This is a genomic window from Flavobacterium notoginsengisoli (assembly GCF_042686225.1).
Taxonomy (GTDB): Bacteria; Bacteroidota; Bacteroidia; order Flavobacteriales; family Flavobacteriaceae; genus Flavobacterium; species Flavobacterium notoginsengisoli.
On the sequence record NZ_JBHUOT010000005.1, the window covers coordinates 178826 to 200146 of the forward strand.

23 protein-coding genes are annotated in these 21321 nt (G+C 33.2%); 6 read left to right on the plus strand and 17 right to left on the minus strand.

The window, feature by feature from the left end; translation table 11 throughout:
- Positions 1 to 3: 3 nt before the first annotated feature.
- From ACFS3A_RS13220 to ACFS3A_RS13230, 3 genes are all read left to right on the plus strand, one after another.
- Complete coding sequence (locus ACFS3A_RS13220; RefSeq protein WP_091135337.1) at positions 4 to 471, plus strand: RidA family protein; 468 nt, start codon at positions 4 to 6, stop codon at positions 469 to 471.
- 202 nt (positions 472 to 673) lie between these two features.
- Positions 674 to 1765: a D-TA family PLP-dependent enzyme gene (locus ACFS3A_RS13225; RefSeq protein WP_379826031.1), complete on the plus strand. Its 1092-nt coding sequence runs from the start codon at positions 674 to 676 to the stop codon at positions 1763 to 1765.
- Between the two features lie 11 nt (positions 1766 to 1776).
- Positions 1777 to 2847, plus strand: a complete 1071-nt coding sequence (locus ACFS3A_RS13230) for a dipeptidase (RefSeq protein WP_379826033.1) — start codon at positions 1777 to 1779, stop codon at positions 2845 to 2847.
- On the opposite strand, the gene ACFS3A_RS13235 is transcribed toward ACFS3A_RS13230, so the two are convergent.
- Positions 2844 to 3620 (minus strand): DeoR/GlpR family DNA-binding transcription regulator, encoded by a 777-nt coding sequence (locus ACFS3A_RS13235; protein WP_379826034.1) that lies wholly within the window; start codon positions 3618 to 3620, stop codon positions 2844 to 2846. The genes ACFS3A_RS13230 and ACFS3A_RS13235 overlap by 4 nt on opposite strands.
- Before the next feature lie 156 nt (positions 3621 to 3776).
- Between ACFS3A_RS13235 and ACFS3A_RS13240 the strand changes: the two genes are divergently transcribed.
- On the plus strand, positions 3777 to 6068 hold the full coding sequence (locus ACFS3A_RS13240; protein ID WP_379826035.1) for a family 20 glycosylhydrolase: 2292 nt from the start codon (positions 3777 to 3779) through the stop codon (positions 6066 to 6068).
- Positions 6069 to 6127: 59 nt separating this feature from the next.
- Here the strand turns inward: ACFS3A_RS13240 and ACFS3A_RS13245 are convergent, their stop codons facing one another.
- Genes ACFS3A_RS13245 through ACFS3A_RS13255 form a run of 3 tightly spaced genes read right to left on the minus strand, consistent with a single transcriptional unit; the run spans position 6128 to position 9603 of the window.
- Positions 6128 to 6874, minus strand: a complete 747-nt coding sequence (locus tag ACFS3A_RS13245) for a succinate dehydrogenase/fumarate reductase iron-sulfur subunit (protein WP_177211807.1) — start codon at positions 6872 to 6874, stop codon at positions 6128 to 6130.
- 51 nt (positions 6875 to 6925) lie between these two features.
- Positions 6926 to 8926: a fumarate reductase/succinate dehydrogenase flavoprotein subunit gene (locus ACFS3A_RS13250; protein ID WP_379826036.1), complete on the minus strand. Its 2001-nt coding sequence runs from the start codon at positions 8924 to 8926 to the stop codon at positions 6926 to 6928.
- 11 nt (positions 8927 to 8937) lie between these two features.
- Positions 8938 to 9603 carry a succinate dehydrogenase cytochrome b subunit gene (locus ACFS3A_RS13255; RefSeq protein WP_379826037.1) on the minus strand — a complete coding sequence of 222 codons (666 nt, stop codon included), beginning with the start codon at positions 9601 to 9603 and terminating at the stop codon, positions 8938 to 8940.
- Between the two features lie 357 nt (positions 9604 to 9960).
- Here ACFS3A_RS13255 and ACFS3A_RS13260 point away from each other — a divergent pair, with 357 nt between their 5' ends.
- Complete coding sequence (locus ACFS3A_RS13260) at positions 9961 to 11322, plus strand: hydroxymethylglutaryl-CoA synthase family protein (RefSeq protein WP_379826038.1); 1362 nt, start codon at positions 9961 to 9963, stop codon at positions 11320 to 11322.
- 69 nt (positions 11323 to 11391) lie between these two features.
- On the opposite strand, the gene ACFS3A_RS13265 is transcribed toward ACFS3A_RS13260, so the two are convergent.
- From ACFS3A_RS13265 to ACFS3A_RS13315, 11 genes are all read right to left on the minus strand, one after another.
- Positions 11392 to 12750, minus strand: a complete 1359-nt coding sequence (locus ACFS3A_RS13265) for a hypothetical protein (RefSeq protein WP_379826039.1) — start codon at positions 12748 to 12750, stop codon at positions 11392 to 11394.
- A gap of 519 nt (positions 12751 to 13269) precedes the next feature.
- On the minus strand, positions 13270 to 13641 hold the full coding sequence (locus tag ACFS3A_RS13270) for a hypothetical protein (protein WP_379826040.1): 372 nt from the start codon (positions 13639 to 13641) through the stop codon (positions 13270 to 13272).
- 36 nt (positions 13642 to 13677) lie between these two features.
- Positions 13678 to 14238 carry a hypothetical protein gene (locus ACFS3A_RS13275; RefSeq protein ID WP_379826041.1) on the minus strand — a complete coding sequence of 187 codons (561 nt, stop codon included), beginning with the start codon at positions 14236 to 14238 and terminating at the stop codon, positions 13678 to 13680.
- Positions 14239 to 14340: 102 nt separating this feature from the next.
- On the minus strand, positions 14341 to 15081 hold the full coding sequence (locus tag ACFS3A_RS13280; RefSeq protein WP_379826042.1) for a LytTR family transcriptional regulator DNA-binding domain-containing protein: 741 nt from the start codon (positions 15079 to 15081) through the stop codon (positions 14341 to 14343).
- Between the two features lie 112 nt (positions 15082 to 15193).
- Positions 15194 to 15565 (minus strand): hypothetical protein, encoded by a 372-nt coding sequence (locus ACFS3A_RS13285; RefSeq protein ID WP_379826043.1) that lies wholly within the window; start codon positions 15563 to 15565, stop codon positions 15194 to 15196.
- Between the two features lies 1 nt (position 15566).
- Complete coding sequence (locus ACFS3A_RS13290) at positions 15567 to 16121, minus strand: ADP-ribosyltransferase domain-containing protein (protein WP_379826045.1); 555 nt, start codon at positions 16119 to 16121, stop codon at positions 15567 to 15569.
- Between the two features lie 54 nt (positions 16122 to 16175).
- Positions 16176 to 16631: a GNAT family N-acetyltransferase gene (locus tag ACFS3A_RS13295; RefSeq protein ID WP_379826046.1), complete on the minus strand. Its 456-nt coding sequence runs from the start codon at positions 16629 to 16631 to the stop codon at positions 16176 to 16178.
- Positions 16632 to 16797: 166 nt separating this feature from the next.
- Positions 16798 to 17235, minus strand: coding sequence for a GNAT family N-acetyltransferase (locus ACFS3A_RS13300; protein WP_379826048.1), 438 nt, complete (start codon positions 17233 to 17235; stop codon positions 16798 to 16800).
- Positions 17232 to 17585, minus strand: coding sequence for a hypothetical protein (locus ACFS3A_RS13305; protein ID WP_379826049.1), 354 nt, complete (start codon positions 17583 to 17585; stop codon positions 17232 to 17234). The genes ACFS3A_RS13300 and ACFS3A_RS13305 overlap by 4 nt, the downstream gene beginning before the upstream one ends.
- A 272-nt stretch (positions 17586 to 17857) precedes the next feature.
- Positions 17858 to 18961 carry a C1q-like domain-containing protein gene (locus tag ACFS3A_RS13310; RefSeq protein ID WP_379826051.1) on the minus strand — a complete coding sequence of 368 codons (1104 nt, stop codon included), beginning with the start codon at positions 18959 to 18961 and terminating at the stop codon, positions 17858 to 17860.
- Positions 18962 to 19022: 61 nt separating this feature from the next.
- Positions 19023 to 19235 (minus strand): hypothetical protein, encoded by a 213-nt coding sequence (locus ACFS3A_RS13315; protein WP_379826053.1) that lies wholly within the window; start codon positions 19233 to 19235, stop codon positions 19023 to 19025.
- Positions 19236 to 19268: 33 nt separating this feature from the next.
- Between ACFS3A_RS13315 and ACFS3A_RS13320 the strand changes: the two genes are divergently transcribed.
- Positions 19269 to 19679, plus strand: coding sequence for a hypothetical protein (locus tag ACFS3A_RS13320; protein ID WP_379826055.1), 411 nt, complete (start codon positions 19269 to 19271; stop codon positions 19677 to 19679).
- A gap of 88 nt (positions 19680 to 19767) precedes the next feature.
- Here the strand turns inward: ACFS3A_RS13320 and ACFS3A_RS13325 are convergent, their stop codons facing one another.
- Entirely contained in the window at positions 19768 to 20667 is a 900-nt protein-coding gene (locus ACFS3A_RS13325) for a hypothetical protein (protein ID WP_379826056.1), read from the minus strand.
- A gap of 400 nt (positions 20668 to 21067) precedes the next feature.
- Complete coding sequence (locus ACFS3A_RS13330) at positions 21068 to 21292, minus strand: hypothetical protein (RefSeq protein WP_379826057.1); 225 nt, start codon at positions 21290 to 21292, stop codon at positions 21068 to 21070.
- Between the last annotated feature and the right edge of the window lie 29 nt (positions 21293 to 21321).

Here is a 21321-nt window from a genome sequence, read left to right on the forward strand (position 1 = left end):
ATCATGAGTTTAAATCCGCAAGAAAAATTCGAAAGTCTTGGTTTGTCTCTTCCTCCTGCTCCACAACCTTTAGGAATTTACAAACCGTATTTGGTAGACGGAAAATATCTATATCTGTCAGGTCACGGCCCAGTGCAAGATGACAAATCTCTAATTATTGGACGAATTGGAGAAGATATGGATATCGAAGCCGGAAAACTGGCAGCAAGACAAGTTGGATTGACTATGCTTTCTACAATCGTAACCAATTTTGGAAGTTTGAGCAAAGTAAAAAGAGTTATCAAAGTTTTGGGAATGGTAAACTGTACTTCAGATTTCTTAAAACATCCCTATGTTATTAATGGCTGCAGTGAATTATTCGCAGAAGTATGGGGACAAGAAAACGGAATTGGCGTGAGAAGCGCAGTCGGATTTGGGTCACTTCCTGATAATATTCCAGTTGAAGTTGAAGCGCTTTTTGAATTGTATTAATTAGATTTTTTTAAACACATAGAAACATAGTTTCTGATGCTGTTTAAGGCGTTTCACTTTGCATCAATAAACATAGACTATGTGAAAATGACTAGTAGTTTATTTTAATCTTTAAAAATTCAAATAATAAAAATCTATGTTTCTATGTGTTTAAAAAAAATTATGTTCAAAGTAATTACAATTAGCTAAAAAACCAATAACCATGCAAAAGAACTGGTGGAAAATCAATTCTGAAACTCTTATCGACACTCCTTTTTTAGCAGTTTATGAAGATCGCGTAAGGCAGAATATCGAAAAGCTCATTTCTTATGTCAAAGGCGACACACAACGATTGCGTCCACATATTAAAACGCATAAAAATGCCGAGATTTTAGAGCTTTTTAAAATTTATAATATCAAGAAAATAAAATGCGCCACAATTGCTGAAGCTGAATTGGCTGCCAATCAAAATATCGAAGACATTCTTTTAGCTTATCAACCTGTCGGATTAAAAGCCGAAAGATGGATTTCATTAATTAAAAAATTTCCTGAAATTCATTTTTCAACCATTGTCGACAACTTTAAAACAGCTTCCGATTTAAATGAAATTGCGAAAAGAAACGATTTGATTTTGTTTGTTTATTTAGATTTAAATACTGGAATGAACCGAACTGGTTTTTCAATTTCAGAAAATTGGAATGGGTTAATTGATCAAATTTCACAATTAAAAAACATTCAATTTGAAGGAATTCACATTTATGATGGTCATATAAAAGGAAGTGTTGAAGAAAGAAATTCAGAAGCCTCTAAGTCTTTTGAGCAAATTATCAATAAAGAAGAAAACTTTAAAATTGTCGCCGGAGGTTCTAATACTTTTCCGTTTTACGCATCACAGGAAAACGTAGAATGTAGTCCGGGAACTTTTGTTTTTTGGGATTCTAATTATCAAAATAACTTGCCTGAGCAAGATTTTAAACCCGCTTTGGTAATCGTTGGAACGATTATTTCTAAACCCACAAAAAATACAATTTGTGTCGATATTGGTTATAAAGCCGTTTCGTCTGAAAATCCGATTGACAAAAGATTGGTTGTTTTAAATGATGAAAATCTGTTTCCAACCGCACATTCTGAAGAACATTTGATTTTTGAAAATAAAGGTCAGAAAGAATATCAAATCGGCGATATTATTTATGCTGAGCCGTATCACGTGTGTCCGACGGTTGCATTATATGACAATCTTCAAGTGGTCAACAAAAAACAGCAAATTTATACGCAATGGTCCGTTGGTGCGAGAGGCCGAAAAAATACTATTTAATTTTTAATCTTATGTTTATACTAGACGCCCATTTGGATCTCAGCATGAATGCGATGGAATGGAATCGTGATTTGAGAAACGATGTTCCAACTTTACGAAACTTAGAAAAAGGAATGACAGACAAACCTGACCGCGAACATGCGACGGTTTCTTTTCCTGATCTGCGACGCGGAAATATTGGAATTGTTGTTGCCACTCAAATTGCAAGATTCGTAAAACCTGGTAGCATTATTCCAGGATGGAATTCACCAGAACAAGCTTGGGCGCAGACTCAAGGACAGCTGACTTGGTACAAATCCATGGAAGAAGCCGGTGAAATGACGCAGATTACGGATAAAAAATCGCTTCTTAATCATTTTGATTTGTGGAACGATGGAACTCCAAACGACAAAAAACCAATTGGATATATTTTAAGTTTAGAAGGTGCAGATTCAATTGTAAATATTTCCTATTTAGAAAAAGCATACAATTACGGATTACGAGTCATTGGCCCCGCACATTACGGCCCGGGAAGATATGCCAACGGAACCGATGCAACGGGAAAAATGAACCAGAACGGAATTGATTTATTGAAAGAAATGGAACGTTTGAATATTATTCTCGATGCAACCCATTTATGTGATGATGCTTTTTGGCAGGCATTAGATCATTTTAACGGAGCGGTTTGGGCAAGTCACAACAATTGCAGGGCTTTAGTTGATCATAATCGTCAATACAGCGACGAGATGATTAAAGCTTTAATTTCCAGAGGAGCTGTTATTGGCGGTGCTTTAGATGCGTGGATGATGGTGCCAAATTGGGAAAGAGGAATTTCAGATCCGAAGAAAATGAATTGCAATTTAGAAACCGCTTTCAAACACATGGATCATATTTGCCAGCTGGCAGGAAATGCAAATCATATCGGAATTGGTTCTGATTTGGACGGCGCTTTTGGAACAGAACAATGTCCGTACGATTTAGACACAATCGCCGATTTGCAAAAGTTAGTTCTGATCTTTAAAAATCACGGTTATTCTGATGAAGATTTAAAAAAAATCTTTCATCAAAATTGGATTAATTTTCTAGTAAAACATTGGGATTAAATTACAGTTAGATTTGGAAAGTTCTCTTTGTATAATTTTAGTTTTTTATCATTAGGTTCTTCTTCGGTAATCACATAATTTATCTCAGACAAACTAGCGATTTTCATTTTAAGAACCGTATTTAATTTTTCTGTAATAGTTAAAACCGCAGTTTTTTTAGAAGCCTGAATCATTGCTTTTTTAACCTGAACTGTTTCCCAATCAGAATCAGAATAACCGCCGTCAATGTCAAGAGCGTTTGTTCCGAGAACCAAAAGATCTGCTTTTATATTCGCCAATTGATGAAAAGCTTCACCGCTCACACACATCTGACTATACGAAGAAATACTTCCGCCAATCATGATCGTTTTGATATTTGGTTTATCTAAAAGCTGAACAGCAGTCAAAGCCGTAATAGTAAAAACAGTCAGATTTAGGTCGTTTGGAATTAAGCGGATGAACTCACGAATAGTTGTTCCTCCGTCCACAATTAAAACCATACCGTCATGAAGAAGACCAACTGCTTTTTGAGCAATAACTTGTTTGGCTTCGACAGCATAAGTCTGGTTAGACGAAGAATAGTGATATCCTTTGGTCATCGCGCCACCTTTTACTTTAATTAAAAGCAAATCAGCGTCGAGTTCATTAATATCACGACGAACAGTATCTTCGGAAACACCAAGTTTAGCCGAAAGAGTTTCAAAACTTACACGCGTGTGCAGGTTAATCTCTTTTAGAATATGATTTTTACGTTCTTCTTTACTGTAATTTAAAACTTCATTTTCAGTGCTCATGCCGATTGTTTTTTTCTAATTACAAAAATAAACATTTCAGTAAATAATTCATCGAATCTAAAAGTCGTATTGACAATAAATATTCAGAAAAGTCAGCTTTAAAAGCTTTTATCTATCTTTAAAATACCATTTTACAAAATTTAAAGTTTTTCTCTTATGAAAAAATTCCTTTTTCTTTTCTTCTTCTTAGCTTTTTTAAATGGAAATGCTCAAAATTCATCGCAAAACAATTCTATAATTCCTGCTCCAAACTTTTATAAACTGACTGGAGACAGTATTCGAATTAATGGAAAAGTTGAAGTTATTTTTAAAAACAAAAACTTCAGCGAAAAGGAATCGAAATCGGCAAAAATTTTAGAATCGGCATTAAATTCAAAAGCCAATTCAAAAAAATCAAATCTGAAAATTGAGTTTAATTCAGATGTAAATTTCAAATCCAAAGAAGGTTATAAAATTGAAATTTCTTCAAACAAAATTTCAGTTTCAGGAAAAGAAGAAGGTCTTTTTTACGCCGTTCAAACTTTATTACAGCTTCTTCCGAACAAAATTTCAAACGAAATAAAACTGCCTTGTGTAATTATTGAAGATCAACCGCGATATTCTTACCGAGGCTTACATTTAGACGTCTGCCGTCATTTTTTCTCTGTTGCTGTTATAAAAGATTTTATTGCACAAATGGCTAGTTATAAATTAAATAATTTTCATTGGCATTTAACTGACGATCAAGGCTGGAGAATTGAAATAAAAAAATATCCAAAACTGACGGAAGTCGGTTCAAAAAGAGCACAGACTTTAGTGGGAAATAAATTTGAAAGATCGCCCTTCTTTTTCGATGGAAATCCATACGGAGGATTTTACACTCAGGAAGAAATTAAAGAAGTCGTGAAATTTGCCGAAGATAATTATGTGAATGTTATTCCCGAAATCGAAATGCCAGGTCATGCTTCCGCAGCCGTAACAGCCTATCCGAATTTAGCATGTTTTCCAGATCGTAATTATAAAGTTGTAGAATCTTGGGGTGTTTTTGAAGATGTTTTTTGCGCGGGAAAAGACGAAACGTTTACTTTTTTAGAAGATGTTTTAACGGAAGTAATGGCATTATTTCCAAGTAAAAATATTCATATCGGCGGAGATGAATGTCCGAAAACGAGATGGAAAGTTTGTCCGAATTGTCAAAAAAGAATCAAGGATTTAGGCTTAAAAGACGAACATGAATTACAGAGTTATTTCATTAAAAGAATTGAAAAATTCCTAAATGCCAATGGAAGACAGATTTTTGGCTGGGATGAAATTCTCGAAGGCGGACTCGCACCAAATGCTGCCGTTATGTCTTGGCGAGGAGAATCGGGAGGAATTCACGCTGCCAAACTGAAACATCCTGTGGTAATGACTCCGGAAGGAACCGTTTATTTTGATTACAATCAAGGTTATTCACCAACCGAACCGCTAACAGTCGGAAGATTGAGTACTTTAGAAAAAGTATATCATTATAATCCAACGCCAGTTGACAGTTTAAATATTAAAGAACAGAAATATATTATTGGAGTTCAGGCAAATCTTTGGTCGGAATATTTGACAAGTCCAGCAAAATTGAATTATATGCTTTATCCGAGAATTTTCGCTTTAGCAGAAATTGCCTGGACGGAAACTCCGAATAAAAATTACAATCATTTTATTCAAAATCAATTGCCTCATCATTTAGAAAAATTGGAATTAGAAAACAGATTGTATAAAGTTCCAACGCCTTTTGGTTCGGAAGAAACGGCATTAATTGCATCGAAATATGTTTTAAATCTAAAACCAACCATTAAAAATGGAAAGATATTTTATACTATTGACGACTATAATCCTGATGAAACGGCAAACTTGTTCCAAAATCCTGTAACGATAAATATTCCGAAAGGAGAATATAGAATTATCAAAACCATTCAAATCAGCGAAAGTGGCAAAAGAAGTTCTATTAATAAAATTATTGTCCGTAATCCAGATTCAAAACCAGCACTAGCCATTCAGCCAAAGAAAAATGGTTTGAAATATGAGTATTTTACAGGAACATTTAAACAAGTTCAAGATTTAGAACTTGCAAAACCTATTTCTTCTGGCATTTTAGAAGGCAAAATCAGTGCTGAAAAATGGAAAACAAAATTGGAGCGTTATATTGGCTTAAAATTCAACGGATACATCTTTATCCCAGAAACAGGAAACTATACTTTTTCGACCCTTTCAGACGACGGATCAAAGCTTTTTATTGATGATGAATTAATTGTAGATAATGATGGTATTCATTGGATGAATGAAGCTTATGGTGCTGTTAAATTGGAAAAAGGTTTCCACAAAATCAATATCAGTTATTTTGATTTAACTGGCGGAACAACTTTAAACTGTTTTATACAGAAAGTAGGTCAAGAGAAAACAGAAATCAGTGCTTCGCAATTGTATTACGAATAGAAACAAAAAAACGCTTCCGTCGTAACGGAAGCGTTTTTTAAAATATACTAAATTGTGTATTATCCTTTCAAGCTTGCAGCTAAATATTCACGGTTCATACGTGCGATATTTTCAAGCGAAATTCCTTTTGGACATTCGATTTCACAAGCTCCTGTATTTGTACAGTTACCAAAACCTTCTAAATCCATTTGATGAACCATGTGTAAAACACGATCCGTTGCTTCAACTTTACCTTGTGGCAATAATGCATATTGAGAAACTTTTGCAGAAACGAATAACATTGCTGAAGAGTTTTTACAAGTTGCAACACAAGCTCCACAACCAATACAAGCAGCCGCATCAAATGATTTATCTGCATCGTCTTTTGGAACTGGGATAGTATTCGCGTCGATTGTATTTCCTGAAGTATTTACAGAGATAAATCCTCCTGCATGCTGAATTCTGTCAAAAGAACTTCTGTCAACCACTAAATCTTTAATTACCGGGAAAGCTTTTGCTCTAAATGGCTCGATAAAAATCGTATCACCATCTTTAAACATACGCATGTGCAACTGACAAGTTGTAACACCTCTGTCTGGTCCGTGAGCTTCACCATTGATGAATAAAGAACACATTCCGCAGATTCCCTCACGACAATCGTGGTCAAATGCAACTGGCTCTTCTCCTTTGTTGATTAAACCTTCGTTAAGAACGTCTAACATTTCAAGGAAAGACATATCTGGTTCGATTCCATCGATAGGATATTCTACAATCCCTCCTTTATCTTGAGCGTTTTTTTGACGCCATATTTTTAATGTAAGTTTCATTTTGTATAAGTATTAAGTATTAAGAAAAAAGTATTAAGACTTTTCTAAATACTATTTATAGCTTCTTTGAACTAATTTAATGTTTTCGTAATTAAGAGGTTCTTTGTGTAATACTGCATCACTTGGTTTTCCTTTATATTCCCAAGCTGCAACGTATGCAAAGTTTTCATCGTCACGAAGTGCTTCTCCTTCTTCTGTTTGGTATTCCTCACGGAAGTGACCTCCACAAGATTCGTTACGGTGTAAAGCATCTTTCGCGAATAATTCTCCTAATTCTAAGAAATCGGCAACACGAGTCGCTTTTTCTAATTCCTGATTAAATTCGTAAGCGCCTCCTGGAACTTTTACATCTTTATAAAACTCTTCACGTAAAGCGGCAATTTCTTCGATAGCTTCAGTTAAACCTTTAGCGTTACGAGCCATACCTACTTTATTCCACATGATTTTTCCTAATTTTTTATGGAAATAATCTACAGAATGTTTACCGTTGTTATTGATGAATTTATTGATTTGATCTACAACCGCTTTTTCAGCTTCAACGAATTCTGGCAAGTCTGTAGAAATTTCTCCCATTTTAATATCCGGAGCTAAATAATCTCCAATAGTATATGGCAATACGAAATATCCATCAGCTAAACCTTGCATTAAAGCAGAAGCTCCAAGTCTGTTTGCTCCGTGATCAGAGAAGTTAGACTCTCCAATTGAGAAACATCCAGGAATTGTAGTCATTAAGTTATAATCAACCCAAGTTCCACCCATTGTGTAGTGAACCGCCGGGTAAATCATCATTGGTGTTGTATAAGGATCTTCGTCAACGATTTTGTAATACATCTGGAATAAGTTTCCGTATTTACTTTTCACGATTGCCGCTCCTAATTTAGTTACCAGAGCAGTATCTTTATCGTCTAAACCTTTTACATAAGCATCTTCAGTTCCGTAACGTTTAATTGCTGCTGCGAAATCCAAGTAAACTGCTTCTCCCGTTTTGTTAACTCCAAAACCAGCATCACATCTTTCTTTAGCTGCACGAGACGCAACGTCACGAGGAACTAAGTTACCAAACGCAGGATATCTTCTTTCTAAGAAATAATCTCTTTCGTCTTCAGATAAATCTGTTGCTTTTTTCTTTCCTTCACGGATAGCTTTTGCATCTTCCAAGTTTTTAGGAACCCAAATACGACCGTCATTACGTAAAGACTCAGACATCAAAGTCAGTTTTGACTGGTGATCTCCTGAAACCGGAATACATGTTGGGTGAATTTGTGTATAACAAGGATTTGCGAAAAACGCTCCTTTTTTATGAATTTTCCAAGCTGCTGTTGCGTTACTTCCCATAGCATTTGTTGAAAGGAAAAATACGTTTCCGTATCCTCCAGAACCAACTACTACCGCGTGAGCAGAATGTCTTTCTATTTTTCCTGTGATTAAGTCACGAGCAATAATACCTCTCGCTTTTCCGTTCACGATTACAATGTCAAGCATTTCGTGACGGTTGTACATTTTGATTTTTCCACGACCAATCTGACGGTTCATTGCAGAATAAGCTCCTAACAATAATTGCTGTCCAGTTTGTCCTTGTGCGTAGAATGTACGAGAAACCAAAGTTCCTCCAAAAGAACGGTTATCTAAAAGTCCACCGTATTCACGAGCCAATGGCACCCCTTGAGCCACACATTGGTCAATAATATTACCTGAAACTTCAGCCAAACGATAAACGTTTGCCTCACGAGCACGGTAATCACCACCTTTTACAGTATCATAAAACAATCTGTAAATAGAGTCACCGTCACCTTTATAGTTTTTTGCTGCATTGATACCTCCTTGTGCCGCAATAGAGTGCGCACGACGTGGAGAATCCTGAAAGCAAAATGCTTTTACGTTATATCCTAACTCAGCCAAAGTAGCCGCAGCCGAACCTCCAGCCAAACCTGTACCAACTACAATAATATCTAAATTACGTTTGTTAGCAGGGTTTACTAAATTAATATGATCTTTATAATTTGTCCATTTGTCCGCTATAGGACCATTTGGAATTTTTGAATCTAATGCCATTATAATTGATATTAATTATTGAAATGATGAAATAAAGCGATAATTACAAAAAGTGCCGGAACCACAACTGCGAATCCGTAACCTACTTTTGATAAAAATCTAGAGTATTTGTTGTGCATCCCTACAGATTGAAGAGAAGATGCAAACCCGTGCCATAAGTGAAATCCTAAAAGGATAAAAGACACACAGTACAAAGCTGTACGGATTGGGTCATGAAATTTGTGAACTAACTCTCCATAATACCTTGTAGCATTTGGTGTTTCACCTGCTATATATTTATAGCTTACTTCAGGAAACCAAAAATCATAAAAATGCAATCCTAAGAAAGCCAAAATAACCAATCCAGAAATAATCATGTTTCTGGAACTCCAGGAAGCATTAGCCGCCCCGTTGTATTTTGCATACGCAATTGGTCTTGCCGCGCTGTTTTGAGCTGTAAGTACAAATCCCATTACGAAATGGAAAATTACTCCGAATGCCAAAACTGGCTGCATTACATATTGAATCAGCGGATTGTATCCCATAAAGTGAGAAGCTTCGTTGAAAACGTCTTCACTTAAAATAGAAATAAAATTTAAGGAAACATGCAGCGCTAAAAACGTGATTAAGAATATTCCCGAAAGAGCCATAGCTACTTTCTTTAAGATGGAAGCATTCAATAGTGCAGATTGTGCCATAAGTGTTTAAGTAGTTTGTTTTAAAAAATTAGACAAAAATAACTCAATTACAAAAGAACTACAACCATTTCGTTGTTATTTATAATGATTTTAAAATAGCTGTATTCTACGTATTTTTACGTACAAAACAAAAGCTGATAAAAAATAATTCACTATAGAAAACCTCAAATCTCTGCTTTCTAAGCTCTACCGAGAAAATTCAATTCTAAGTAGATTACCAAAAATTTATCATATTGTTATTTTATTCAAAGTTTTGATTTGTTTTCTTTAAAAGTTTGATTGCACATAAATTTTGTTAAAGTAAAAAATTGTCATTCCACAACATAGTTTTACCTTTAGCCGCTCAAAAAAATAAGAATGAAAACAGGAATTGATGCTATATCTTTCGACGTAGCAAACATACATTTACCCATAAAAACTTTGGCAATCGCCAGAAATATCGAACCAGAAAAATTAGAAAAAGGTCTTGGCTTATTAAAAATGACTTTCCCGGATGTTCATCAGGACGCGGTTGTTTTTGGTGCAAATGCTTTAACCAAACTTATCATTGATAATAAAATTGACTTAAAAGAAATCAGCAGAATTTATGTTGGTACCGAAAGCGGTGTGGACAGCTCAAAACCTATCGCTTCTTATTTAATTAGTTTAATGGAGCAAAAATTTGGCGAAGATTCTTTGGCAGAATGCGATGTTGTTGACTTTACTTTTGCTTGTATTGGAGGAGTTGACGCGATGCAAAACTGTTTGGATTTCGTAAAATTAAATCCAACTAAAAAAGCCATCGTCGTTACTTCTGATTTTGCAAAATATGATTTGAATTCTGGCGGAGAATATACTCAGGGAGCGGGAGCTGTTGCGATGTTGATATCTGCGAACCCAAAAATTATTGCTTTTGATGATAATTGGGCAACGAGCACAAAAGGGGTTTTCGATTTCTTTAAACCGTACAGAACTATCGCTAAAGAAGAAATTACAAAAAGCACCAACAACGATTCCTGGTTTGATAATTTAGAAGCCGAAATCGAAATTCATAAAGACCAGCCGGTTTTTGACGGACAATATTCCAACCAATGTTATATGGATCGTACGCGCAATGCCTACTTTTCATTCAAAAAGTTAAAAAATACTACCGAAACTTTATACAACACTTGGCACAGTATCGTAATGCATTTGCCCTATTCTTTCCAAGGAAGAAGAATGTTATCTGAAATTTATGCCTTAGATAGTGCCGAAAAAATTATCGCCGATGATATTGCGCCAGCAGATTATCAAACAAAAATTAAAGAAGTAGCAAAATCAGAAGATTACAGAAGTTTTGTAACCGAGAAATTACAACCTGCTGAATTGGCTTCTTCATTAATTGGAAACCTTTATACAGGTTCTATTTTCATGGGATTATTATCGACTTTGGCTCATTTTTATGACACAGACAAAGAAGTTTCAGGAACTAAATTTGGTTTTCTGGCTTACGGAAGCGGATCGAAATCGAAAGTTTTTGAAGGAACTATTCAACCAGAATGGAAATCGGCTTTGGAGAATGTAAAACTTTTTGAAAATTTAGCGGAAAGCGTAGAAATTAATTTCAACACTTATGAAAGTCTTCATAAAAAAGAGCAAAAACAAAGTGTGAGAACTCCTAAAAACGAATGGGTTTTGGACAGAATTGAAAAAGAGATTCCTGTTTTGATTGGAGCGAGATACTATAAATGGATTGATTAAATTTCAATAAAGAAAATCTAAATTCCTATAGAAACCGAAGCAGAAATGACTTCGGTTTTTTTATGAAAATTATTGAGCATCATCAACTTCATAATGCTGTTTAATTTCTTGAAGAATATCAAATACAACATCAATATTATTTTCCTTGTATCTTCTTGTCCAAAAACTGTAAACCCAAAATGTACTCACTTTTATGCTGTAATCAGGATCTGGATCGCCTTTTGTATTTTGTTTAATTAAACTCAATACTTTTTTCGAAGCAAACTTGCTAAGTTCTTCATAATGAAAATCAGGATACTGTGTGTTTTTTCCTAAAACCATTATTTTATAGATTTTATTTAAAGCCTCTTCCGGATTTTCAGTCCTATAAAGATCGTTATGACTTTCGATCAAAATATCTACAATAACATTTAGATTGGAATCGTAATAAGTTTCATCTGAAATAAAAGCATAAATCAAAGGACTATAACTATCAAATGTTTTTTGAATTGATTCAGAGTTTCGCCCAATCATTTTATCAACCGCCACCAAATCGTCATATCTATAAGAATAAAAACCTGATTCTATTGAGCCTCTCAAATAACAAATCGATTCCTTTTTGTCCAGACTCAAAAAATCAGATAAAAAAAATCCGAAAAGCTCCTGAACCTTTGATTTGGTATAGGATTCATCAAAAAGCTCCATAAAATAATCTCCCGTTTCAAGATCCGGAAAACTCATTTTACTAAATCCGTAGTAATCGTAATCTGATTCGTTTTCATCATTCTTACTTTCTACTTTTACAGGAACTACCACTTTTGTAACTTTTTTTTCATTTGAAGGAGTTTCGGCATCTTCTCCAAATAAATTTTTCAAAATCCCATATAAACTGTCACGATTATAGGATTTTACCATTAATGCGTTAGTCGAAGCGACAAATAATGATCCTGCAAAAACAATTACAGAAATCAAAACCATTAAAAATCCTAACAGCTTTGTTATTTCATTAACCGATTTTTTTATGTGCAGTAAAAGACTAATTACCAAACTGGAAATGATTAAAATTGCTAAAGAAATAAAAAATCGATCACTAGAATCATATCCTGGAACCGCTAAATCCAGATCTGAAACAATTGCCACAATAGAAACCATAAAAGCCAGAATTCCAAAACCGAGATTAATCAAAAAGGAATTTCTCCAAAATTTATTATTTGCTAAATTCTTGCTTCCCTCATCAATGGTCGAATTCGAATAAAAAATACCCGCAATCAACATTTGAATTAGTACTGAAAACACCAATAAAACTAAAACTGATGAACCAATCAATAAAACAATAGTTGTTGGAAGTCGATTAAAATCGTTTGTGTAATGAAAATCATGAAGCACAAAACAGCCAATCAGGATTACTATAATTTGAATGATTAATACTGTTTTATAAGACTTTATCATTATTGTGTTTAATTATATATACTTTTACTTCCTTTAAAATTTCAGCAATCTTTGTTTCAATGATCAATACATCAACCCGACCCTATTTTATATCATAAGAAATTTCTCAAAAATAAAAACTTTTGGAATGCCTTCGTAAGAAATATCAATAATTTATTGCAAAATAAAGCTTCATTCTAGCGTTGTTGTTGTTTTTATGTTTTTTAAAATTTAACCGCAATCCCGATAGCTATCGGGATTGCGGTTAAACAACAAAAAATCAATCCTTCTTATGCTGTTCGGTATAATTTTGATTTCCTTTAATTCGGTGTCTTCGGTGTGCATTCCGTTGGCCATTCCTAGCATAAAAGCCGTTATGATAATTATAAATTTTCTTTTTATCCAATGAAGAAGCGGTCGCTTAGATTGCTCCAAACGTGTTTGTTTGTTTGTTTATACATTTTGAAAATGATAAATGATTAGACATTATTATTTCATCTTATGCTTTGAGATCGCATAAAGCCTCAGAAATAAATTTTCTTAAGCGTTGTATAAACTTTTACTAAAATGTCTTGAAATGATTATTTCATTTATAAAAACAGATTGACTTATAAATGATATTAGTCCCTGATGAAGCAGATTTTGTAATTTGAGCAGTTTCTTGATTTGAAAAGTAAAGACATTTTCAACATTTAGAAAATTTAAAACAATTGAAAATCGTATTTCATTCCAAGAAACAACCTGTCCAAATTTATAGAAACGAGAACTTTTAAGATCCAATTCCCTTCTTGAAACTACAAATGAAGATTCGTAATAATCTGCCGATTTAGATTGAGAATACAAAGTACCATCGCCCGCCATCACGACAAAAGCCATAAAGAGCGCGATTAGATATTTTATGTGTTTTTTCAATCTTTAAGTTTTAATTATGGAACGAAAATACAAATTTTATTTGTTCAGTAATTTTTCGGTTTGATTTTTATAAAGCAACAATCCCAATCCTAAAACAAAAACCACACAACTTAAAACCATCAAAACACCATTTTTCAAAGCAAAAAAAGAAAATCCAACCGCAACTGAACCAACAATTACCATTAAAGATTTTAGAGTTTCTGTTTTTATAAAAGTACAGGCATGAACCGCCAAACCAAGAAAAAGCAAAGAAGGCCCAACAGCTATAAATGGATAAAAAAGCAATGGAGAATTGCTAATATGCTGACTTAGTTCCGCTTTTTCTATTTCATTATTTCCGTAACTTGACATGATAAAATCAATTGTACAGAGTCCGATATGTGCAATAACACCTAAAGCTGTCATAACAGAAGCTACTTTATTCATCTTTGTTTTTGGAAATACATCATTAAACGAAAGCAAAAAACAAGCGCCAATTAAATTAAACCAATGTGCAAAATCTATTGATTCACTTAAACTTGGCAACAGTTTAGAGAAGAATAAATAACTAATTAGAAAAAATACTAATCCAATCAAGCAACGATATTTTGTTTTCATAATTTGTTTTTAAAATTGATGAAGCAAAACTAAAATGAAAACTTTCTGCAAAGCCTAATTTTACTGACTTTGGTACGAAATACATTGTTTTAGGGATGAAATTTACAATGCCAGTAAAACTTCTTTATAGTTCTTAGAAACCGGAAGTTCAATTTGAGTTAAAATAATCGTATTAGCATTTCTCCAAGATTTAAAATGCATTGGATTTATTAAATGCGACCGATGGATTTGAACTAAAAAACCAAAATCATTCTGCACTTTTTTGAGTGAAGACCGAATAAGTTTCGACTGAAGCTTATCATTTTCAAGATAAAAAATCTCAACATAATTCTGCGCATTCGAAATGCAGACTAAATCGGCTTTGTTGATTTTTAGAATGTCTAATCTGTTTTCTCCTTTAAATAGTAAAACATCGTCTTTTATCGGAATTAACTTGATCAAATATCTTCTGGCAAGAACAATTACAGGCGTTAAGACCAAAGCGACTTTTATAAATATTATCGAGAAGAATTGGAAAAAAGTATAACCGCCATTTAAAATTGGGCTTTTGTAAAAAGCGAAAACCCCAATAAAATACATTAAATAAAAGAGAAAAATAGCCCCGATTTCTAAGCTAATATTCCATTTTCCAATTCTCTTATAAAAGATTTTTTGAATAATAGATAAAAAACCATAACATAAAAACGCCATTACACTAAAACCAAAACTTATAAAAAGCCAAGCTCTGAAATTTATAGTTCCATCATCAAAAGGTTTTATAATGAAAGCGAAAATGAAAAGCCACAAACCGATGAGAGCAGCTATTAGTAAATGATATTTTATTGAGGGATTTAGTTTCGACATTTCAATTGTTTTTCTGCCTATTAACCCTCAAACTTGATCTTTTTTCAGTTGTAAAATACATAATTTTGCAGGCTTTCTTAGGACACAATTTAAAACATCTTACAATGTAGATTTATTTTTTTTCAGACGACATGAATTTTCGCCCCATTCGTTCTGACGTTTCTTTAAGATCTTTTAAAGCAGATTTATTAGATTCGTTCATTAAATGAAGCAGTTCGATTCTATAATTCAAATCATCTAATAATTTTACGACATTCAGTTTTGTTTCTTTTGAAGTCACAAAATCATTAGACAAAATATATTCTAATAATTTTACATTAAAAGAATTAACATCTTCCTTTTTATTAATAGTATGTTCACTTTTATACTCTGACCTAATAGTTCCAAGCTCAAAAAGCTCCGCAAAAACAGATGTTATAACAGCTAATACTTCTCTTTCATTTTTAAAATTTGATTTCTCTTTATATTCTTTTACTAAATCCATATCAAACTTCTTCTAATGTTATTGTTATTCTTCCCGCTTTCTCTTCAATCTCCAGCACCCTAAATTTTGAACCAGACATAAACAGGACTTCTTGTTCATTTTGAGCCCAAGTTCCTCCAAATTTACTATTTTTTTCTATGTCTTTACCTCTTTTAGATATTATTATGAAAAGCGGACTCGAACAGAACATCTGCGCTATTAATCTCGATTTACTGCAAGACCAAAAACTTTTTTCGACAATGACAGAACCATCTTCATACGCATCATAATATTTTTGCAAATTTGATCTGTTGTATGGTACCGCTCTGTAACAAAGAAGTTTATAACTTGGTAATTTATTGAGTGAATGGTTTAAATATCTTCCAAATTCCGGCATTTTGTAGTCATTCCTTAATTTTTCATTTAAGGAATCATTACCGTAATCAGTATAATGATAGATGATTGTTTTTTCAAATTCATTTAACTGGGTAATATGATTATGATCACTTGAGTTGATTATTCTATTCAACTCGTCAGCTAATTTTTCTTCAACGTACTTTTGTAATTTATCAGCCATAAATTATATATACAAGTTATTGTTTTGCTCTAAAAACAAATTAAGTTGTGTGATTCATTCTATTATTTTCATTTCCATAATGGGCATAAAACGGTTTTTTATGGAAGTTTCGAACTCTCCAATTTTTACAAATCCCATTTTGGCGTAAAATTCCTCAGCGTTTGGTTCTGAGTTGAGAATTATTCTTTCTATTTTCTCTTCTTTTATTCGGTTTAAAAAATCGAAAACTAAATATTTCCCAAATCCTTTTCCAATATATTCCGGTAATATAAATAAATTATCAAGTTCGATTACTTTTTCATCTTTAAAAACATAAGAGTAGTACCCCATAATTAAATCATTATCAACCAATTTAAAAACGTTATTTTCTCGGATATAATCCTGAGAAATAGTTAAGTTTTTATCCCATTTCTGAATTTGTTCTGCCGAATATCCCCAATAGGCTTTTGACTTTTTGGTTATTGACGTTAGGATTTCGTTATCGGTTATGCTGGCTTTTTCTATTGTCATTTGGTTTGAAAAAAGTGTAAAATTAAAATCAGCTGAATTTTTGTCATCCTGACGTAAGGAAGGATCACACTCGAAGTTCGACAAAGATTGTCAGCTTTACTTTGCGGAGCTACTTGTGTGATCCTTCCTTACGTCAGGATGACAAACTAAACTGATCATTCTTGGTTTACCTATAAATCGTAAACTTATTATGACTCAAAGCAAAACCCAAATTCTCATAAATCACCACATTTTCTACTCGTTTTTTATTTGTGGTTACTTCGATGCTTTTTAAATTATTCTCTTCTGCAAAATTTAAAATCTCATTTATCAGCAACCTTCCAACGCCTTGACCGCGATACTTTTGATGAATAAAAAATTCCTGAATTTCTCCAACCAATCCACAATGATGCAGCAGATTTTGGGTATGAAAGCTAATAAAACCTAAACCTTCATTTTCGTTTTCGGCAATGAGATACAGATTTTTTGGGTTTGCAATGTTTTCTTTGAAAATTTCCTCGAAAACTTTAAGATCTAAAATTTCATTTTCAAGTTCGCAGATTGCTTTGTAAACGAAATCTAAGTCTTGGTTTTTAACTTTTCTTATTTTAGCTCTTAGTTTCATTTTTGATCAACTATTAAGGTATAAAAGTCTAAATCTTTCTTTACAAAAATACTTTTAGAATATCTCCATTTCTTGTTTTCAATTTTAAAAACTTCGATTTCTACTGACTTATTTTTTTTAGAAATGGAATCTCCAACTTTGATATCCTCATCATTTTCAGCAAACAAAGAAACATAATTGTTATTCTTTATTTTAAATTGCTTACCTCCCCGAGCCTGTCTTATATCCATAATTTTTCCTGCAATTTCTGAATCATAAAAACTCTTAAAATTAGTATACCAAAAAAAATCTTTTGAAAACCACAATACAATCATCAAAACAATAACAATTATAATTTTAACTGTTTTCATATTTATAAAATTTTAGGGTTGTCAAGATTACACAATTCTAAAATCAAAACCAATTCGATAGTCAGAAAAATTGTATCTTCTCTAAACAAAAAATAAAGTGACTTTTTTTCTCCTAAGATGCAAAAAACAAAAAAACCAAAGCCTTTTAATTGCTTCGGTTTTCTCATGTATTTGATTATGCTTACTATTGTGGGCACGGATTACAAATCCTCGCGATCGGGTATGAATTTCAAATTAGTAGACTAAATAACTAATCAAGATAAATATTTAATTTACAACTCAGACACTGAAAAATTCACAAATCCATCGTCAGCTGATGACGCAGAAGCAGAAACACGCAAAGTTTGTGTAGCTCCTGTAGTATGATAAATACGCGGATTTACCTGATCTCCAGCCTTTAAATCCAGTACAAACGAAATTGAAGAGCCCGCCATACATCCCCCAGCAGCTGCAAAGGCATTAACACTCTTTCTAGTATCGGCACCAGCATTTATAAAAATCAATGCTTCTACTTGCGAACCTGCTACAATAGTCGACCAAAGAAACCCATAACTAAAGGATACCGAATATTGTCCGTCTCTAGGCGCCGTAAAAACGCCTGTTGTTGGGTTAAATGTATTATTATTATCTACAATCTCATTCCAATTTATCACATTAGCGCCCAATCCACCAGACACAAAAGATTGAGATGTAGCCTTTTTCGCCACAACCGTACTTTTCACTACCGTACTTGAAAGCTGGTTCCACACTATACCGTTACTATATTCCAATACTCCACCCGAACCAGTGTTGTATCTAATTGCACCTGAACCCGCAGTAGGCGCGGTAATAGTCGTTGTCCCAATACCCAAAAAAGCAACTCCCGGATTTGTTGTACTAGTTGGATTTGGCCTTATATCCAATTTTGCATTTGGACTACTAGTCCCAATACCTACATTACCTGTTGTAGTCACACGCATTCTTTCTGCTCCATTGGTTTCAATAGGCAAATCAAAAGCATCATTTGTTCCTATTGCTTTAATTGCGCCATTACTATTACCATCTTGAATCCATGCATCTGTCAAAGAAGCTACACGCACCCATTTTGTACCATCGTTGTAATATTCTCCTGGCGTTACTGCGTTTGTTCCAGTTGTTGTTGCAGTGTTCCAAACATGCATTCCAGAAACATGAGCTGTCATTGGCGCCACGTTATTTGTTCCTGCCAAAGCTACTTTTGGCAACAACAAACCTTTTGCACTAGTACCGTCTGTTCTGTTCAAATCTAAGACCGCATTTTTATTTGGGTTGTTTGTTGGCATACCCACCTGAGAATACATATTACTCATCATCATACAGCTTAACACAAGGCTAAGCTTAAAAAACTTCTTCTTCATTTTAAATATTATAATTAATAATTCAACTTCATCTTCCTCTCCGCATTCTTTGAAAATCTTCTTAGAGTGTCTTTCTAACAAGATTGAAGGCCGCATCTCTATTTGCCTTTTCCATCATTACATAATCCTTTTTAATATTATCAGGTTTTATTCCCTGCACTGTTCCATTTATACATTGACGGATGTAATATTTTGAAACCTTATATTTAAGGAACAAGGCTTCTAAAACAGTAGAATCATAGGATTTGTAATTTTTTGTTTTACTTTTGTCCATTGCTTTTTTTGTTTTAAAATTTGAAACAAATGTATGATAATTTTCAACAGAAGCAAATTATTTTACGATAATTTTCTTACAACTATGAATGGTATTTTGAAAAATTTCAAACAGATAGCCGAAAATGAAGGCATAACAATCTCTAAGCTTGAGCTAATTATAGGCGCAAGTAAAGGCGTTTTGTCAAGAGCTATAGCTAATAATAGTGATATTCAATCAAAATGGATTTCAAAAATTGTTGAAATTTATCCCAATTATAATTGCGAATGGTTGATTAAAAATGAAGGGCCAATGATCAAAAATGAAAATATTCATTGCTCAGAATCTCAAACTATAGAAGAAAAAGCCATTAATTACAAAGAATTAGCCGAATCTAGAAAGGAAACCATTGAAAGCATGAAAAAACAGATCTTATATCTAGAAGAAAAAATTGCTAATAAATAAGAGGGTAAAAAAAACCGAAGCTTTTTAGGGCTTCGGTTTTTTTGTACCTTTTCATATTGCTATTCAATGGATTGAAAATTCACACTCTTTAGGTATATTGAATAAAATAACAAGCAACCTTTGATATTGGCTCAAAAAAAACATAAAGATCTCCTCCGCAAAAATTTAATTCTTCAAAATAATTTTTATTCCAATCGTTTTCAGGGACTATATTAGAACTTTTCATTTTTGAGCCATTGTGCAATTGACATAAAAATTTCATTTTTCTTCCGGATTTTGGACAAGTAGGAATATATTGTCCCTGCATCCAATTTGGCATTCCTGAATCTATATTACCCGAATACTCAACACTTTTTTTGAAATCAAATCTTTGCTCTTCAAAAATTATAACCGAATCTTTTTTAACCTCGTTAAAAGATGTATCACAAGTCTCGACATCTTCTAAATTTAAAATAACCGGAAATGAATGATCCGAATAATCAAGAAAAATTTCTTCAAAATTCAAATATATAGGACAAGTTAAATGTATTTTAAACGGTAACCATTTAAAATTATCATCTTCATTATTAATGAATCCTAAATATTGAAAAGGAATACAGCAATTATTACTTGGACACTTGAACTCATCCGAAAAATCACCTCCTAATTGATGAAGTCCATTTGGGTTTTCCTGAAATTTGAGAATATAATTAATTGTAAAAACTGGTACTTTGTATTGAGTTTCATCAGATTGCAGTTCTCGCTCTTTAGTCCGGGAATAAACAGTCAATCCCTGCATTTCTTCATAATATTGATATGCTTTTGAAGGCTTACCATTTTCAAAAACCAATTCAATACCTCTGCCTAAACCTATTACCGTTTCTTTATTCGTAATTTGTGTCTCAATTATATCTTCATAATATTTCTCTCCATTAAACCGAATTTGTGTTTCTGCAATATAGATTGACTTTCGTTTATTTAAAATTCTATTTATTAGTTTCAGAATCATTAATCTAAAGTTTTATTAGTTTTCCTTAAAGCAACAATATACAAATTACTATAATTGAAAACTCATTTTCTAAACCAAACTTCTTATGGAACCGAGTCTGCGTGAGGAATAGAGCCTTTTATGTAGCGGAGCGGAATAAAAGATATCGCCGAATCCCGATAGCTATCGGGACGACCTGGAGGGGCACATCCAAAACTTTATAATTATCAATTTTCCAATCTTTGTAGAATTTCGAGTGTGATCTTTCCTTCGTCAAGATGACAAAAATTTTGTGTTTATCAATCTTTGTCGAGCTACTTGTGGAGATTTCTCCCTTCGGTCGAAATTGACAAGATTGTGGTTATTTACTACGCTAAAGAGAAAAAATCTGCCAAATCTGCTAAATCTGCGTGAGACAAAATTACCAATCTTTGTAGAGTTTCGAGTGTGATTGCTTCGCCAGTTCGCTATCGCTCGTGTCTTCGTTCCTCACAATGACAATATTGAGGAAATCTTTGCGAACATTGCGTAAAACCTTAGCGCCCTTTGCGGTATAAAAAACTTCGCGTCTTAGCTCCTTCGTGACAAAAACAATAAATAAGAAAACTTTAATAAATCTATTATACGCCACTTCTTCAAAAATCATTAATTTTGAAATTCGAAGTTCAAAAACGA